Origin of the sequence: Haloferax sulfurifontis ATCC BAA-897 (assembly GCF_000337835.1) — an archaeon.
GTDB classification, from domain to species: Archaea; Halobacteriota; Halobacteria; order Halobacteriales; family Haloferacaceae; genus Haloferax; species Haloferax denitrificans.
This window is the reverse complement of sequence record NZ_AOLM01000019.1, coordinates 26,369-41,754: the sequence shown is the minus strand read 5'-3', so window position 1 is coordinate 41,754 and position 15,386 is coordinate 26,369. Positions and strand designations below refer to the sequence as shown.

Annotated in this window: 16 protein-coding genes; 8 read left to right on the top strand and 8 right to left on the bottom strand. The window is 65.2% G+C overall.

What is annotated here, in order from left to right; genetic code table 11:
• The first annotated feature begins 144 nt into the window (after window positions 1-144).
• A complete protein-coding gene (acs, locus tag C441_RS10440; protein WP_007275053.1) occupies window positions 145-2,133 on the top strand; it encodes an acetate--CoA ligase in 1,989 nt (662 codons plus the stop codon).
• Window positions 2,134-2,162: 29 nt separating this feature from the next.
• On the opposite strand, the gene C441_RS10435 is transcribed toward acs, so the two are convergent.
• Window positions 2,163-2,408 (bottom strand): hypothetical protein, encoded by a 246-nt coding sequence (locus tag C441_RS10435; protein WP_004971120.1) that lies wholly within the window; start codon window positions 2,406-2,408, stop codon window positions 2,163-2,165.
• Between the two features lie 176 nt (window positions 2,409-2,584).
• Here C441_RS10435 and C441_RS10430 point away from each other — a divergent pair, with 176 nt between their 5' ends.
• On the top strand, window positions 2,585-4,207 hold the full coding sequence (locus tag C441_RS10430) for a long-chain-fatty-acid--CoA ligase (RefSeq protein WP_007275052.1): 1,623 nt from the start codon (window positions 2,585-2,587) through the stop codon (window positions 4,205-4,207).
• A gap of 83 nt (window positions 4,208-4,290) precedes the next feature.
• Here the strand turns inward: C441_RS10430 and C441_RS10425 are convergent, their stop codons facing one another.
• A complete protein-coding gene (locus C441_RS10425; RefSeq protein WP_007275051.1) occupies window positions 4,291-4,899 on the bottom strand; it encodes a hypothetical protein in 609 nt (202 codons plus the stop codon).
• A gap of 564 nt (window positions 4,900-5,463) precedes the next feature.
• Between C441_RS10425 and C441_RS10420 the strand changes: the two genes are divergently transcribed.
• The 6 genes from C441_RS10420 to C441_RS10395 all read left to right on the top strand — a co-directional run bounded on the left by C441_RS10420 (window position 5,464) and on the right by C441_RS10395 (window position 11,254).
• Complete coding sequence (locus tag C441_RS10420) at window positions 5,464-6,807, top strand: substrate-binding protein (protein WP_007275050.1); 1,344 nt, start codon at window positions 5,464-5,466, stop codon at window positions 6,805-6,807.
• A gap of 122 nt (window positions 6,808-6,929) precedes the next feature.
• Window positions 6,930-7,898, top strand: coding sequence for a branched-chain amino acid ABC transporter permease (locus tag C441_RS10415; protein WP_049918225.1), 969 nt, complete (start codon window positions 6,930-6,932; stop codon window positions 7,896-7,898).
• Window positions 7,895-9,076, top strand: coding sequence for a branched-chain amino acid ABC transporter permease (locus tag C441_RS10410; protein ID WP_007275049.1), 1,182 nt, complete (start codon window positions 7,895-7,897; stop codon window positions 9,074-9,076). Before C441_RS10415 ends, C441_RS10410 begins: the two co-directional genes overlap by 4 nt.
• A complete protein-coding gene (locus C441_RS10405; protein WP_007275048.1) occupies window positions 9,073-9,831 on the top strand; it encodes an ABC transporter ATP-binding protein in 759 nt (252 codons plus the stop codon). Before C441_RS10410 ends, C441_RS10405 begins: the two co-directional genes overlap by 4 nt.
• The gene (locus tag C441_RS10400; RefSeq protein WP_007275047.1) at window positions 9,828-10,571 is read left to right on the top strand and encodes an ABC transporter ATP-binding protein; all 744 of its coding nucleotides are present in this window, start codon (window positions 9,828-9,830) and stop codon (window positions 10,569-10,571) included. Before C441_RS10405 ends, C441_RS10400 begins: the two co-directional genes overlap by 4 nt.
• 2 nt (window positions 10,572-10,573) lie before the next feature.
• Window positions 10,574-11,254 (top strand): thioredoxin family protein, encoded by a 681-nt coding sequence (locus tag C441_RS10395; protein ID WP_007275046.1) that lies wholly within the window; start codon window positions 10,574-10,576, stop codon window positions 11,252-11,254.
• On the opposite strand, the gene C441_RS10390 is transcribed toward C441_RS10395, so the two are convergent.
• The 6 genes from C441_RS10390 to C441_RS10365 all read right to left on the bottom strand — a co-directional run bounded on the left by C441_RS10390 (window position 11,251) and on the right by C441_RS10365 (window position 15,315).
• Window positions 11,251-11,655, bottom strand: a complete 405-nt coding sequence (locus C441_RS10390) for a universal stress protein (protein ID WP_007275045.1) — start codon at window positions 11,653-11,655, stop codon at window positions 11,251-11,253. The two genes, C441_RS10395 and C441_RS10390, sit on opposite strands and share 4 nt — an antisense overlap.
• A 54-nt stretch (window positions 11,656-11,709) precedes the next feature.
• Window positions 11,710-11,964 (bottom strand): DUF7520 family protein, encoded by a 255-nt coding sequence (locus tag C441_RS10385; RefSeq protein WP_007275044.1) that lies wholly within the window; start codon window positions 11,962-11,964, stop codon window positions 11,710-11,712.
• Window positions 11,965-12,378: 414 nt separating this feature from the next.
• Window positions 12,379-14,142 carry a cbb3-type cytochrome c oxidase subunit I gene (locus C441_RS10380; protein ID WP_007275043.1) on the bottom strand — a complete coding sequence of 588 codons (1,764 nt, stop codon included), beginning with the start codon at window positions 14,140-14,142 and terminating at the stop codon, window positions 12,379-12,381.
• A gap of 98 nt (window positions 14,143-14,240) precedes the next feature.
• Window positions 14,241-14,600 carry a DUF6684 family protein gene (locus tag C441_RS10375; protein WP_007275042.1) on the bottom strand — a complete coding sequence of 120 codons (360 nt, stop codon included), beginning with the start codon at window positions 14,598-14,600 and terminating at the stop codon, window positions 14,241-14,243.
• Window positions 14,601-14,700: 100 nt separating this feature from the next.
• Window positions 14,701-15,066 (bottom strand): DUF7541 family protein, encoded by a 366-nt coding sequence (locus C441_RS10370; protein WP_007275041.1) that lies wholly within the window; start codon window positions 15,064-15,066, stop codon window positions 14,701-14,703.
• Window positions 15,067-15,111: 45 nt separating this feature from the next.
• Window positions 15,112-15,315: a VNG_1110C family protein gene (locus C441_RS10365; protein WP_007275040.1), complete on the bottom strand. Its 204-nt coding sequence runs from the start codon at window positions 15,313-15,315 to the stop codon at window positions 15,112-15,114.
• Window positions 15,316-15,386 lie beyond the last annotated feature (71 nt).

Genomic DNA, 15,386 nt, shown 5'->3' with positions numbered 1-15,386 from the left:
CATGACTTTTCGCTGATGAATACGCGCGTCGATGGGGGTTCGTAACCGACCGACAGCCCGGCGACCGCCCGGGGCGGTCTCGTCCGTCCGGACTGTGTGACTACATAGATTTATCATGGAGGATTGGTGTAGGTAACACGTACTATGGCAGACGGAGACACCGAACTGGAGGCACGGCTGGTCGAGCAAGAGGAGTTCGAACCCTCCGAGGAGTTCGTCGCGCAAGCGAACGTCTCCGACCCGGCCGTTTACGACGAGTTCGAGGAGAACTGGCCCGACTGCTGGGAGCGGGCCGCCGAGATGCTCGACTGGGACGAAGAGTACGACGAGGTGCTGGACGACTCGAATCCACCGTTTTACAAGTGGTTCACGGGCGGCAAGCTCAACGTCTCGTACAACTGCGTTGACCGCCACGTCGAAAACGGCGACAAGAACCGCGTCGCCATCAAGTGGGAGGGTGAACACGGCGAGACGCGGACCTACACCTATCAGGACCTCTACCGCGAGGTCAACGAGTTCGCGGCGGCCCTGCGCGACCTCGGCGTCGAGGAAGACGACGTGGTGACGCTCTACATGCCGATGATTCCGGAGCTCCCCATCGCCATGCTGGCCTGCGCCCGCATCGGCGCGCCGCACTCGGTCGTCTTCGGCGGCTTCTCCGCCGACGCGCTGGCGACCCGGATGAACTCCGCTGACTCCCGATTCCTCGTCACTTGCGACGGCTACTACCGCCGCGGCGACCCGCTCGACCACCTCGACAAGGCCAACGAAGGCCTCGACGGCGTCGACCACGGCGTCGACGCGGCGGTCGTCGTCGACCGCCTCGGCGACGACGGCTTCGGTCACGACCTCAAGGGTAACCAGCACGACTGGGACGACCTCCTCGACGAGCACGCCGGCGAGCGCATCGACCCGGTCGAGCGCGACGCCGAGGACATGCTGTTCCTGATGTACACCTCGGGGACGACGGGCCAGCCGAAAGGCGTCAAACACACCACCGGCGGCTACCTCGCGTACGCCGCGTGGACCTCTCACGCCGTCCTCGACATCGAGAAGGAAGACACCTACTGGTGTTCGGCCGACATCGGCTGGATTACGGGTCACTCGTACATCGTCTACGGCCCGATGGCGCTCGGGACGACGACGGTGATGTACGAGGGGACGCCCGACTTCCCCAACCGCGACCGCCTGTGGGACATCATCGAGAAGTACGCGGTCGACATCTTCTACACCGCGCCGACGGCGATTCGCGCGTTCATGAAGTGGGGAAGCCGATTCCCCGAACAGCACGACCTGTCGAGCCTCCGTCTACTCGGGACGGTCGGCGAGCCCATCAACCCGCGCGCGTGGAAGTGGTACTACAAGCACATCGGTAACGAGGACTGTCCGGTCGTGGACACGTGGTGGCAGACCGAGACCGGCGGGATGATGATAACGACCCTGCCGGGCGTCAAGAAGATGAAACCCGGCTCCGCCGGGCCGCCGCTCCCGGGCATCGACGCCCAAATCGTCGACACGAGCGGGAAGCAGGTCGACGCCGGTCGGGCGGGCTATCTCACCGTGAACAGGCCGTGGCCGGGGATGCTCCGGACGCTCTACAAGAACGACGAGCGCTTCATCCAGGAGTACTGGCAGGAGTACTCCGACGTGGACAGCGACGACCCCGACGACTGGGTCTACTTCCCCGAAGACGGCGCGAAGATCGACGGCGACGACTACATCACCATCCTCGGGCGCGTCGACGACGTCATCAACGTCTCGGGCCACCGCCTCGGGACGATGGAGATAGAGTCGGCCATCGTCGGCGTCGAGGGCGTCGCCGAGGCCGCTGTCGTCGGCGGCAACCACGAGGTGAAAGGCGAGGCCGTCTACGCCTACGTCATCACCGAGGAGGGACAGGACGAAGACGACGAGATGCGGGCGCGCATCATCGAGGGCGTCGAGGACGCCATCGGTCCCATCGCTCGCCCCGAGATGGTCGTGTTCACGCCCGAACTGCCGAAGACGCGGTCTGGCAAGATTATGCGTCGGCTCCTCGAAGAGATAGCGAACGGCGAGGAGCTCGGCGACACGACGACGCTTCGGAACCCCGAAGTCGTCGAGTCGATTCAGCGGCAGGTCGAAGGCGAGTAACCACCGCTTCCGCCGCCGTCGGACCGCTCCTATCGCGGATTCTCTTTCATCCACGCCGACAGCGACTGCTCGTCGCGGAAGTAGCGCCGCTCGCGGACGCCGTCGCGTTCGACCACGGCGAGGAGATGCTTCTCGGAGAGCCGAATCTGCTCGCCGCTGTAGGTACACGGTTCGATTCGCTCGTCGCCCGGCCGCCACAGCCGATGGGGAACGACGCGGACGATGGTCTCGTCCCGGCCCGTCGGCGAGCGTCCGGTGTAGTCTGAAAGCGCCATACGCGCGCTACGAACCCCACGACCAAGGTATTTTCCTGCATAGTTTGTGTAGTAATATAGTATCTCGCGGCGCGAGTCGTGGGCTATTGTGCCCCCGTGTGGCAATTATTCTCAATCTCGGCTCGACCGAGACCGGCCCGCACATTTATTTTGAACGTTAGTGAAGGATACCGCGTATGAAGAAACCACTCCTGGTGACGGAGTTCCTCGACCGCGCGCGGCGGTACTACGGGGACGAGGAGGCGGTCGTGGCCACGACCGGCGAGCGCTTTACGTACGACGAACTCGGGGAGCGCGCCGACGGCTTCTCGGCGGCGCTCCAGTCCCGCGGCGTCGAGAAGGGCGACCGGGTCGCGGTGCTCGACCCCAACACGCACTACCACCTCGAAGCCGCCTACGGGTCGATGCAGTTGGGGGCCGTCCACATGCCGCTGAACTACCGGCTCGTCCCGGCCGACTTCGAGTACATGCTGAACGACGCGGACGTGACGGCCGTCTACGCCGACTACGCCTTCGCCGAGAAGATAGACGAGGTCCGCGACGAGATTCCGACCGAGATTTTCATCACGAACGACCCGGAGAAGGCCGCAGAATCGACCGACGGCGAGTGGCTCGACTTCGACGAGTTGGTCGCGGAGTCGACCGACTACGAGCGCCCCGAGATGGACGAAGACGACATCGTTACCATCAACTACACGTCGGGGACGACCGGCGACCCGAAGGGCGTCTGCCGTACCCACCGCGCCGAGACGATTCACGCCTATCTCATCTCGATGCACCAGGACATCGCCGACGACGACGTCTACCTCTGGACGCTCCCGATGTTCCACGTCAACGGCTGGGGCCACATCTACGCGATTACCGGCCACGGCGCGAAGCACGTCTGCACCCGCGGGGTGGAGGCGGAGGCCGTGTTGGACGCCATCCGCGACGAGGACGTGTCGTATCTCTGCGCCGCGCCGACGGTGCTGAACATCCTGATGAAACACTACCGCGAGGAGGGGGGCATCGAGACGACGGGCGCGAGTCCCGTCCGGGCGGCGACCGCGGGCGCGGCCCCGCCGGAGGCGACGATTCGGACCGTCGAAGACGAGTTCGGCTGGCGGCTCATGCACGTCTACGGGGCCACCGAGACCGGCCCGCTCATCACGACCTCGGAGGCCGGGCGCTACCTGACGGACGGCGACGACCGCTTCGGCGTGAAGAAGAAACAGGGCATCGGCTACCTCGGCACCGACGTCCGCGTCGTCGACGAGGACGGCGACGACGTGCCGAGAGACGACCAGTCCGTCGGCGAAATCGTCGTCGCGGGCAATCAGGTGATGGAGAAGTACTGGAACAAACCCGAGGAGACGGAAGAGGCCTTCTCGGCGCGGCTGGAGGGCTACTACCACATGGGCGACCTCGCGGTCGTCGACGAGAACGGCTTCATCAGCATCCAGGACCGCAAGAAGGACATCATCATCTCCGGCGGCGAGAACATCTCCAGCATCGAACTGGAGGACACGCTGTTCGACCACGACGCGGTCGCCGACGTGGCGGTCATCCCCGTACCCTCCGACGAGTGGGGCGAGTCGCCGAAGGCGTTCGTCGTGCCGACGAGCGGCGACCCCGACGCGCCGGGCGTCACCGCCGAGGCGCTCATCGCGTTCTGTCGGGAGCGCATCGCGACGTACAAGGTGCCGAAGGAAGTCGAGTTCGTCGCCGAACTCCCGAAGACCGCGACCGGGAAGATTCAGAAGTACGAACTGCGCGAGCGCGAGTGGGAAGACGAAGGGCGGATGGTCGGGGAAGGATAGGAACGACCGCGTTAAGCTCGCGTTTCGGCGGATAGCGGGCGCTTAACCGCGGCCGCGGCCTCTCGTTTCGAGGAGGACGCGGTTCAGCGGTCGTTGCAGGGGCAGTCGAGGCCGAGCGACCCGGGGTTGTTGTTGAACGCGTCGAGGGCGTCTTTGAGCGGTTCGCCGTCGACCATGTCGCCGCCGACGCTGACGTACCAACTCGTCTGCTTGCCGCCGTTCGACCACGCGGAGTTACCGAGCCACGCGCCGGCCATGTCTTTGACTTCCTCGATGGTGTAGCCCGCGTAGTCGCCGTACTGAATGGTCGCGCCGTCGCTCGTACAGCCCGGGTCGTCCCCCGGTCTGTTCCGGAGGTTGAGGACGATGGCGAGGTAGTGTTTCCCCATGATGTTCGCCTTGTCGCCCTTCGTGGGCGCGACGAGGAACTCGCGCCACTCGTCGTGGGTCATGGTGACGCCCCGGAGGGTGTAGTTTGTGTCGCCATCCGGGCCGAGGACCGCCCAGTTGTCGGTGGGACTGCTGTAGTCCGGGTTGTTCGCCCAGTAGCCGGGCGTCTTGGGACACATGGTCGCGGCTACGGAGCCGGAAACCGCGGGGATGCCGATACCGATGCCGAGCGCCGACATCGCGCCGAGTCGGAGCACGGAGCGTCTCGTCGGTCTGAATCCGTCGTTCGTGTCGTTTGTCATAGTGGTGCCACGGGCGTGGCTGACGCGTTATTTGCGCTTTGCCGGGTTAGTTATAAATCCGACATTCACGACGGCACGAGATTAACTGGTCAGCCGACGCGCTGAAAGCGCGTTGAAACGGCGGTATCCGGGGATATATATCTAGTATTCTGATAGTTGTCCGCCGGCCGTTCGGCCCGCTCGCGCGGTCGCTGACGCGGTGAGACTGGTGCGACGTGTTTCGAGACGAGACGGACTGCACGGTGGACTCGTCGCTCTCGACGGTCGTACCGCTCGGACGACTGCGGCGAGCTAGTCCGACACCGGCCCGTATTTTGCGACGGTGGCACGTCCCGCGACGCGGAGGGGCCACTGCGGGTGTCGGTCGGCGGTCGCCGTTCGATGTACCCCTTATATTGTACCGTATACGACACTATTCTATAATGATTGATTATACGGATATTAGGGAATCAATACATAACTATTATTAACGATGTATCCGCCGATGTGTTTATGGCACGGGATAGCAAGCCGCTCAATCGACGAGACGTGTTGAAGGCGACTGGTGCTGTTGGAACCGCTGGCTTGGCAGGGCTGGCGGGGTGTACTGGTGGTGGTGACGGCGACGGTGGCGGCGGTGACGACGGCGGCGACGGTGGCGATGGCGGCGGCGGCGACGGCGGTGGCGGCGACGGCGGTGACGAGTATCCGGCGCTGGGCAACTTCCCAATCGAGGGCGACACGGCCACGTTCGGATTCAACGTCCCGCAGTCGGGACCGTACGCCTCGGAGGGCGAAGACGAGCTTCGAGCCTATCAGCTCGCGGTGAAGCACCTCAACGAGGGCGGCGGCTGGGTCGACTCGCAGTTCGACGACCTCTCCGGCGACGGCGTCCTCGGCTACACCATCGACCACGTGGACGGCGACACGGCCACGGACGCGGACCAGGCGCGGCAGTCCGCCTCGGGGATGATTCAGCGCGACGACGCCATCATGATTTCGGGCGGGTCGTCCTCCGCGGTCGCCATCGCGGTCCAGGGGCTGTGTCAAAACGAGAAGGTCATGTTCATGTGCTGTCTGACGCACTCGAACGACACCACCGGGTCGGACTGCGTCCGCTACTCCTTCCGGGAGATGTTCAACGCCTACATGACGGGACAGGCGCTCGCGCCGGTCGTCCGCGACGCCTACGGCGAGGACCTGAAGTTCTACCAGCTCTACGCCGACTACAGCTGGGGTCAGACCCAGCAGGCGTCGATGGAGCAGTTCATGACGGACGTCGCCGGCTGGGAGCAGGTGGACTCCGTTGCGACCCCGCTGGGCACGTCCGACTACTCGACGTACCTCTCGGGCGCACAGAACTCGGACGCGGACGTCCTCATCTTGAACCACTACGGGCTCGACGGCGCGAACTCCATGCAACAGGCCATCGACGCCGGTATCGACGAGGAGATGGAGATCATCGTCCCGCTGTACAACCGCCCGATGGCGGAGGCGGCGGGCGGCGCGATAGAGGGCATCTACGGCACCGTCGCGTGGGACTCTCAGATAGACAACACGCCGTCGCAGGAGTTCACGCAGGCGTTCAGCGACGAGTACGACCGGACGCCCTCGGGTCCCGCCCAGTTGGCGTACGCCCAGACGCTCCAGTACGCCGCCGCCGTCGAGCGCGCGGGGACGTTCTACCCGCCGGAGGTCATCAGACAGCTCGAAGACTACGAGTACGACAACATCGGCATGGGCGCGGAGACGATGCGCGGCTGTGACCACCAAGCACAGCGCGACGTGCCGGTCGTCCAGGGCCTTTCCGCCTCCGAGCAGAGCGAGGGGACGTACTTCAACATCGTCAACGTCACCAGCCGCGACGACCTCGGCTACGCGTGCGACGCCGGCCCGGCCGCCGAGTGCGAACTCGGGTCCTACGAGTAGCCACTCTCCCACCGTTATCTTAATGAAAGTTAATCGCAGACAACCACGCACACGTAAATGAGTAAGATTAGCATACCCATGGTAGTTCACTCCTCGAATAGCCGGTGGAGGGGTGGTGGTCGATGAGCCTCCTGTCGGACGTGCTCGTCATCCTGCTCAACGGACTACAGCAGGGGGCCATCTACGTCCTCTTGGCGGTCGGTCTCTCAATCATCCTCGGCACGCTCAAGTTCGTCAACTTCGCGCACGGCGCGCTGTATCTCGTCGGCACCTACGCGGGGCTGTTCGTCGCGCTGAACGTGCCGCTTTCGAACGGGAAGCTGGCGGAGTGGGGCTTTTCGAGCTTCGGGCTCGACATCGGCTTTTTCGCCGCCCTGCTTTTCGTGCCGCTTTTCGTCTTCGGCGTCGGCCTGCTGATGGAGCGGTACCTCGCGCGGGCGTTCTACGACCGCCCCGACACCGACCAGATTCTCGTCACGTTCGGCCTCGCAATCGTCGTCCAGGAGCTGTTCCGCGTCCTGTTCGGGAGCAACAGCCTGCCGTTCGAACAGCCCGAGCGAATCCTCTCTGTCGGCTCGTTCGCCGGCATTCCAGTCTCGGGGCCGATTGCACTGCCCATCGTCGGTAACTTCCCGCAGTGGCGGCTCTGGGTCATCGGCATCACGGCCGTCCTCGTGGCGCTCGTGTACCTGCTCGTCGAGTACACCGACTTCGGTCTCGTCGTCCGCGCCGGCACCCGCGACGCCGAGATGGTCCGACTCCTCGGCATCAAAATCACGCGGCCGTACATCGTCGTCTTCGGTATCGGCGCGGCGCTCGCCGGGGTGGCGGGCGTCGTCGGCGGCCCGCTGAACGTCGTCAACCCGACCATCGGGACGAACATCCTCGTCCCGGCGTTCCTGACCGTCGTCATCGGCGGGGTCGGAAGCATCGCCGGCGCGGTCGTCGGCGGCATCGTCTTCGGCCTCACGACCGCCGCGCTCGTCGCCTTCGCGCCCGCGTGGTCGCAGGTCGGCCTGTACGCCATCGCGGCCATCGTCCTCCTGGCGCGGCCGCAGGGTCTGCTCGGGGACGAGGAGGTTGTGCCATGAGCGAAAAAGACGCCAACCCGAGCGCGAAGGACGCGCTCGTCGGCGGCTCGCTCTTCGGCCGCTGGGAGAAGCTCCGCGGCCGCGAGGGGACGGTCGTCGGTATCACGGCCGTCCTCGTCGCGGTGTTCCCGTACCTCTTCGCCCGCGCGCCCGTCGTCTCGGGGATTCTACAGGGCTACCAGAGCCTCGCGACGCTCATCCTCATCTGGGGCATCTTCGCCATCGGCTTCGACCTGCTTCTCGGCTACACCGGACTGCTCTCGTTCGGCCACGCCGCCTTCTGGGGCGGCGCGGCGTACGCCGCGGGTATCGTCGCCAAGAACGTCAGCGGCGACCCAATCGTGATGGTCGTCTCGGGGACGCTTTTCGCCGTGTTACTCGCGTGGGTGCTCGGCTTCCTGTCGCTTCGCCGCGGCGGCATCTACTTCTCCATCCTGACGCTGGCGTTCGCCCAGATGTTCTACTACATGGCCGCGTCGCCGCTGGCGTTCCTGACCAACGGCGAAAACGGCCTGACCGGCGTCGATGTCGGCAGTTTCCTCGGCGTCATCCACCTCGAAGCGGACGTGCCCTCTGTCGGCGGGATGCTCCTCGGGACGTGGCTGTACGCCTTCGTCGGCGTCTTCTTCGTCGGCGCGGTCGCGGCCGCCTACCGCATCCTCAACTCGCCGTACGGGATGGTGTTCCGCGCCATCCGCGAGAACGAACAGCGCGCCGAGTTCGTCGGCCTCAACGTCTGGCGCTACAAGCTCATGGCGTTCATCATCTCGGGGGCGTTCGCGGGCGTCGCCGGGAGCCTCTTTACCATCCACGGGGCGTACGTCCCGCTCCAGTCGCTGTTCTGGACGGAGTCCGGCGACATCGTCGTCATGACGGTGCTCGGCGGCGCGGGCTCGATGTTCGGGCCGGTTCTCGGCGTGGGGCTGTACCTCTACATCGAGAACATCGTCAGCACTATCCAGGCCCTGACGATTCCCTTCACGGATATCGTGCTCATCAGGGACTTCGGGTTCTACTGGCACCTCCTCTTGGGCCTCGTCTTCGTCGTGGTCGTCTGGGTCGTCCCCGACGGCCTGTGGGGCATCCTGACCCGCCTCCGCGAACTCGCGGTCGACCTCGGTTCGGAGGCGGCGAAGCGACTCCGCTCGCGCTCCGGAAACGGGGGTGACGGTCGATGACGCTCCTCGAAACCGAGAACCTCGTCAAGGAGTTCGGCGGCCTCGTCGCCACCGACGACGTGAATCTCACCGTCGAGGAGGACGAACGCGTCTCCATCATCGGGCCGAACGGCGCGGGGAAGTCCACGCTCATCAACCTCATCACGCGACGGCTCGACCCGACCAGCGGCGACATCAGGTTCAAAGGCGAGTCAATCGTCGGCCTCGAACCGCACGAGGTGGTCCAACGCGGCGTCTCGAAGTCGTTCCAGACCGCCTCCATCTTCCCCGACCTGACCGTCCGGGAGAACGCGGAAATCGCGGCGCTCGCATCCGAACGCGGCGCGTTCGGCTTCGAGTTCCTGAAACACCGCGACAGCCTCACCGACGTCCACGACGTCGCCCGCGACACGCTGGACTCGGTCGGCCTGTTGGACCGCGCGAATACCGTCGCCACCGACCTCCCGTACGGCGACAAGCGCCGCCTCGAAATCGGCATCGCGCTCGCGAGCGACCCCGACCTGCTTCTCATGGACGAACCGACCGCCGGCATGTCTCCCGAGGAGACGAAGTCGACGGTCGAACTCATCGAGCAGGTCAAACGCGACCTCGGGCTCACGTTCGTCCTCGTCGAACACGACATGGAAATCGTCTTCAGCATCTCTGACCGCATCGTCGTCCTCAGCCGCGGCGGCATCATCGCCGAGGGCACCCCCGACGAGATTCGGGGCAACGAAGCCGTCCAAGAGGCGTACCTCGGAGGTGTCGAGCTGTGAGCCTCCTCGAAATCGACGCCATCGACGCCTACTACGGCGAGAGCCACATCATTCGGAACCTCTCGATGAGCGTCGAGGAAGGCGAGATATGCGCGCTCCTCGGCCGCAACGGCGCGGGCAAGACCACCACGCTCCGGTGTATCGCCGGCGCGACGCCGCCCGACGTGCGGAAGGGCAACATCCGGTTCAAGGACGACGACATCACCGGCGTCCCCGCCGAAGACGTGTCGGTCCGGGGCATCTCGCTGGTGCCCGAGGAGCGGCGCATCTTCCCGAACCTCTCTGTCGCCGAGAACCTCCACCTCGCGGAGGTCGTCAACAACAAGTCGAACACGTGGGGTCGGTCGCTGTCGTTCGGCCACAAGGGGATGTCGACCGAGGAGGTCTACAACCAGTTCCCCCGTCTCGACGAGCGGCGAGACCAGCGCGCGGGGACGCTCTCCGGCGGCGAACAGCAGATGCTCGCCATCGCGCGCGCCCTGAAGCAGAACACGGACCTGCTCCTCCTCGACGAGCCCTACGAGGGGCTCGCGCCGAAGATTATCGAGGACGTGGAGGACGCGGTCGAACGCATCAGCGAGGCGGGCACGACCATCCTCCTCGTCGAGCAGAACGCCGCGGCGGCCATCAAGCTCGCCGACCGCGCGTACGTCATCGACCAGGGGGGCATCGTCTTCGACGGGAGCGCCGAGGAGCTCCGCGAGGACGACGAGACGCGCGAGCGGTATCTGGGGGTCTGACGATGGCCGCAACCGACATCGACGCCGACCCCGAGACGGCGCTCGAAACGCTCATCGAAGCCGGCGCGGTCGACGAAGCGCCCGACGGGACGCTCTCGACCACGGAGGACTTCGAGAAGACGCTCGCCGTCTACCACGACATCTACGGCGCGGTCTCTACCGAAGAGTTCCACCAGACCGTCTCGGACCTCTTCGGCGTCGCGCCCGAGAACGTCGAGGCGCGACTCGACGAGTTCGACGTCACCAGAGCCGACGTGGTCGCCTATCTCGCGGCGAAGTCGTTCCTCGACGTGCCGGTCGAGCGTGACCTGCTTTTCGTCATGGCGGGTCTGCTCGTCGAGATGACCTCGTCGTCGCCGGTGCCGAGCGCGCTCGACGAACTCGACGACGACTCCTTCGAGTCGTACCTCGCCGCGAACCCGGACGCCGTCGTCCTCGTGTGGCGGCGCTTCTGTGACCCTTGCGACGCGATGAAAGCGGACCTCGACGCCATCCTCGACCGCGTTCCCGACGGAGTCGCGACCGCGGGCGTCGACGGCGAAGCGGCCGACGAGTTCTGTCGGCGATTCGAGGTCGACGCGGCGCCGACGCTCCTGTGTGTCCGTGACGGCGAACTGCGAGAACGAGCGTCCGGCCGTCAGACCCCCGACGAGGTCGCGGCCGTCGTCGACCGGGTGTACTAACGTTTCCGCTTCGTCGAGCCCGTCACCATGACGGGCCGGTCAGAGTTCAGAATCACCGTCTGCGTGACGCTTCCGAACAGCGCCTTGCCCGCGGGCGAGCGCTTCCGCCCGGCGGTGACGATGAGGTCCGCGTCCTCCTCTTCGGCGAATTCGAGGATGACCTCCGCGGGGTCGCCCGACGACTCGTTGACGTCGTACTCGACACCGCGGTCTTCGAGGAACTCGGACGCCTCCCGCACCGACTGAATCTGCGTCGCCGACGCCCCGGTCGGGTTGTCGGTGAAGCTGTGAATGAGCGTCACCTCCTTTTCGCCGGGTTCGCCGGGGAGTTTCGCGACCTCTTCGACGCACGCGAGCGCGTGCTCCGTGTCGTCATCGATACCGATTACCACGTGGTACATACTACCACGTCCCGGTCACCGGTCTTAGTATTTGTGCTGAACGATGATGCTGAATCAGGCGTCGTCGTCGAGTCCCGCCGAGACGTAGACGACGAGCCCGAGCGGGACGCCGAGGACGAGCGCGATAGTCAGCGCGCCGTAGGCCGCAAAGCCGAGGGGCGTCGGCGGGAACGGCACCAAAAAGAGGAACCGGGGCGCGCTGAGCTCTGAGACGAAGGTGCCCGTGAGGTAGCCCGCGGCCCCACCGACGGCGACGAGGGCGGCGTACAGTCCGAGGACGAAGCGGTGACCGCCGACGTTCGAACTCACGGTTTGCGGTCGGATGCGGACGCTGTTAGGAGTTTCCGTTCGCCTCGTCGCTCGGGGAGTCGGCGTCCGCGTACCGATGCACCTTTGACCGCACGCACCAAGCTTCGAGTATGTCGGATACCGATATCCTCGGACTCGTGCTCGGGGCCATCGCGATACTGATGTTCGCGACGGGCATCCTCCTCGTCGTCTGAGCGCTCCCGTTTTTCGGCGTCGCCACCACTGACAGCGGCCGCTTCGATTCGCCGTGACCTCCGTTACTCGTGAGCGGCGGCGCTGACGAGCGGACACCACGACACGCGCCACGCGACGCCGGCGGCGCGGACGGACAGTCACCGGCGTCGGGCGCGTTCGCTCTCGAAGACCAGCGTCCGAAAAATGAATCGCGACCGCACCGCGAGCGAGCGGCGTCGGTTACGCGTCGTCAGCGGAGTCCGCGTCCGCGTCCGCGTCGTCGACCGCCTGCCCGCCGTCGGTGGCGAGTTCGGTCTCGTCTTCGCCGCCGTCGGTGACGGCCGTCTCCAGTTTGCGCTCGAACCAGGTCCACTCGGCGGTGGTGAGATCGTCGTCGGCGAGGTCCCACGGGTCGCCGTCTTCGACCTCGCGGCCTTCGAGCCACGACTGGGCGAAGTTCCAGACGAAGATTATCTGGCCGACGAGCAGGATGAGCGCGCCGACCGTGGCGACCTGGTGGAGCGTCGCGAACTGCGGCAGGTAGGTCGCGTAGCGACGCGGCATGCCGCCGTAGCCGAGCAGAATCATCGCGAAGAACGTCAGGTTCGTCCCGACCATCGAGAGCCAGAAGTGCCACTTACCGAGCGTGACCTGGTACATCCGTCCGGTGTAGATGGGGAACCAGTAGTAGAGCCCGGCGAAGCCGGCGAAGGCGATGGCACCCATAACGATGTAGTGGAAGTGCCCGACGACGTAGTAGGTGTCGTGGAGCACGAGGTCCACCGGAATCGACGCGAGGAAGACGCCCGTCACGCCGCCGATGATGAAGTTCGAGACGAAGCCGATACAGAACAGCATCGGCGTCGTGAGGCGAATCTTCCCGTTCCACATCGTCGTGATCCAGTTGAACGTCTTGACCGCGCTCGGTATCGCGATGGCCAGCGAGACGGCCATGAACGAGGCGCGGAGCCGTGGGTCGATACCCGTCGCGAACATGTGGTGCGCCCAGACGCCGAACGAGAGGACGCCGATGGCGAGCGTGGAGTAGACGACGAACTTGAACCCGAAGAGCCGCCGGCCCGCGAAGCGCGGGAGCACGAGGCTCACGATACCCATCGGGGGCAACACGAGGATGTACACTTCGGGGTGGCCGAAGAACCAAAACAGGTGTTGCCACAGAATCGCGCCGCCGTCGACCGAGAAGAACATCGTGCCGAAGTTCCGGTCGAGAAGCAGCATCGCGATGGCGCTCCCGAGAAGCGGGAACGCGAAGAGGATGAGTCCGGACTGGGTCAGAATCGTCCACGAGAAGATGTCGAGGTTCGCCCACGACACCTTCTCGTCACGCTCCGTGAAGATGGTCGCGATGAAGTTGATCGCGCCCATCGTGGCCGAGACACCCGAGAGGTGCAGGCCGAGGAGCATCAGGTCGACGCCGGCGTTCACCTGGTTGCCGGACCCGACACCGGCCGAAAGCGGCGTGTACATCGTCCAAGCCGTCTGCGCCGGGATGACGTCCGGGATGGGGAAGAACCCGGCCCAGATGAGGAGCGCCGCCGGCGGCAGGAGCCAGAACGCGATGGCGTTGATACGCGGGAACGCCATGTCGTCCGCGCCGATGAGAAGCGGGATAAAGTAGTTCGAGAACGCGGCGATGATGGGCGTCCCGAACAGGAACAGCATCGTAATCCCGTGGCTTGTGAGCAACGAGTTGTAGAACGTGTTCGAGATAAGCGTCATCGACGGGTCCGCCAGTTCAATCCGCATCAGGACGACCATGAGACCCCCCACGGCGAACGCGATGAGCGCGTACGCGCCGTAGAGCATCCCGATGTCCTTGTGGTCGACCGTCGTCAACCAACGGATGACCCCGGATGGTTTCTCCTCCGAGACGTACTGCTCTGCGGTACCACCGACCGTGCCTCCGCCCGCGAGCGGGGTGTACGACCGCCAGTCTTCGACCCGCGCGAGCCACGCGGCGACGGCGATGAGGAAGACCCCCATGAGCACCGTCAGTGCTAACTGTCCGTTAACCTCCATGGAAGTGCCTGAGTAGTGCAGGGTAATGAAAGATTCGGGACCGCCCTGCGATTCGAGGTGCTTTAAGCCGTCTCGTCCGCGGCCTCGACGGCGTCGTCATCCGGCGATTCTTCGAGTTCGGCCGCCTCCTCGCCTTCTTCTTCGTGAAGCGGCTTCGCGCCGGGGACCGTCGCCTGTCCGGGCGCGTAGACGGTGCCTTCCTTCTCGGAGCCCGCGATGGCCTTCCCCGAGAGGTAGGTGAGCGCCGCGAGGAGCACGAACGGCGCGATGAGGAGCGTGTACTGGAGCCCCGAAGTGAGCGATTCGAACCCAAACGGATTGACAAAGGTGAACGCCACCACGAAAAACAGGATGATGGCCAGCGGGACCATGTTGACCGTGAGGTCGAGGATGGTGTCCTTGTCGAACGTCTTGGTTGCCATATCGGGACAGTCGGGGACGCCGTTCAAATAGATTGTTGGTTTCTCGTCCGGTCGGGGCGAGTGGGAGCGGCCGCGGGGTCGTCAGCGGCGTCCGCGGCGGTCAGAACGTCTGTCGCTGTTCGCGGACGAACAGTTCGAAGACGACGCCGCCGACCGCCAGCAGAATCGCGGCGGCGATGACCGCGTAGCCCCGGGTCACGAGGGCGATGTCGGTGAACGCGAGCCCCGCACCGAACGCGAGGAAGATGACCGCAAGCGCGGTGACTGCGCGAATCGTCGAGGTGACGTATCCGGACTCCTTGAGGATGCCGACGACGCTCCCGCCGAACAGGAGCAGTCCGCCGACGGCGAGGGGAAACAGGTCGAACAACAGGCCCAACTCGGAGATGGGGATTCCGAGCGCGATGAACACGGGCCACGGACTGGCCGTGCGGTACTGGTCGGAGAGTCCCGGCGCTTCGTCCATACGCGTCCGTTGGACTGTGTGGTAACAAGCCCTTCGGAACCGCGACTAGCGGAGGGAGATGCCCTGTCGGGCGAGGAAGTCGCTGACCGCGCGAATCTCGACCGGACTGCCGATGATCCGGCACGTCTCGCCGTTCGCTCGGTGGACCGAGACGACGAACTCCGATTCGAGGTCGTCGCGCACGCTCTCCAAGAGGTCGCAGGGGAGCACGATTTGCGTGCTGTCGCGGAGCGTTCGGGGGTCGGGCATCGGTGTTCATCGGGCGGTCGAAGGGGTCGTGTATAACCGTGCCGAAACTCGTCTCTTCGCGCACGCGAGAC

Coding starts and splice junctions, on each gene's coding strand:
- acs (WP_007275053.1), top strand. CDS start 145: ATGGCAGACGGAGACACCGAACTGGAGGCACGGCTGGTCGAGCAAGAG.
- C441_RS10435 (WP_004971120.1), bottom strand. CDS start 2,408: ATGGCGCTTTCAGACTACACCGGACGCTCGCCGACGGGCCGGGACGAG.
- C441_RS10430 (WP_007275052.1), top strand. CDS start 2,585: ATGAAGAAACCACTCCTGGTGACGGAGTTCCTCGACCGCGCGCGGCGG.
- C441_RS10425 (WP_007275051.1), bottom strand. CDS start 4,899: ATGACAAACGACACGAACGACGGATTCAGACCGACGAGACGCTCCGTG.
- C441_RS10415 (WP_049918225.1), top strand. CDS start 6,930: ATGAGCCTCCTGTCGGACGTGCTCGTCATCCTGCTCAACGGACTACAG.
- C441_RS10410 (WP_007275049.1), top strand. CDS start 7,895: ATGAGCGAAAAAGACGCCAACCCGAGCGCGAAGGACGCGCTCGTCGGC.
- C441_RS10405 (WP_007275048.1), top strand. CDS start 9,073: ATGACGCTCCTCGAAACCGAGAACCTCGTCAAGGAGTTCGGCGGCCTC.
- C441_RS10395 (WP_007275046.1), top strand. CDS start 10,574: ATGGCCGCAACCGACATCGACGCCGACCCCGAGACGGCGCTCGAAACG.
- C441_RS10390 (WP_007275045.1), bottom strand. CDS start 11,655: ATGTACCACGTGGTAATCGGTATCGATGACGACACGGAGCACGCGCTC.
- C441_RS10380 (WP_007275043.1), bottom strand. CDS start 14,142: ATGGGGGTCTTCCTCATCGCCGTCGCCGCGTGGCTCGCGCGGGTCGAA.
- C441_RS10375 (WP_007275042.1), bottom strand. CDS start 14,600: ATGGCAACCAAGACGTTCGACAAGGACACCATCCTCGACCTCACGGTC.
- C441_RS10370 (WP_007275041.1), bottom strand. CDS start 15,066: ATGGACGAAGCGCCGGGACTCTCCGACCAGTACCGCACGGCCAGTCCG.
- C441_RS10365 (WP_007275040.1), bottom strand. CDS start 15,315: ATGCCCGACCCCCGAACGCTCCGCGACAGCACGCAAATCGTGCTCCCC.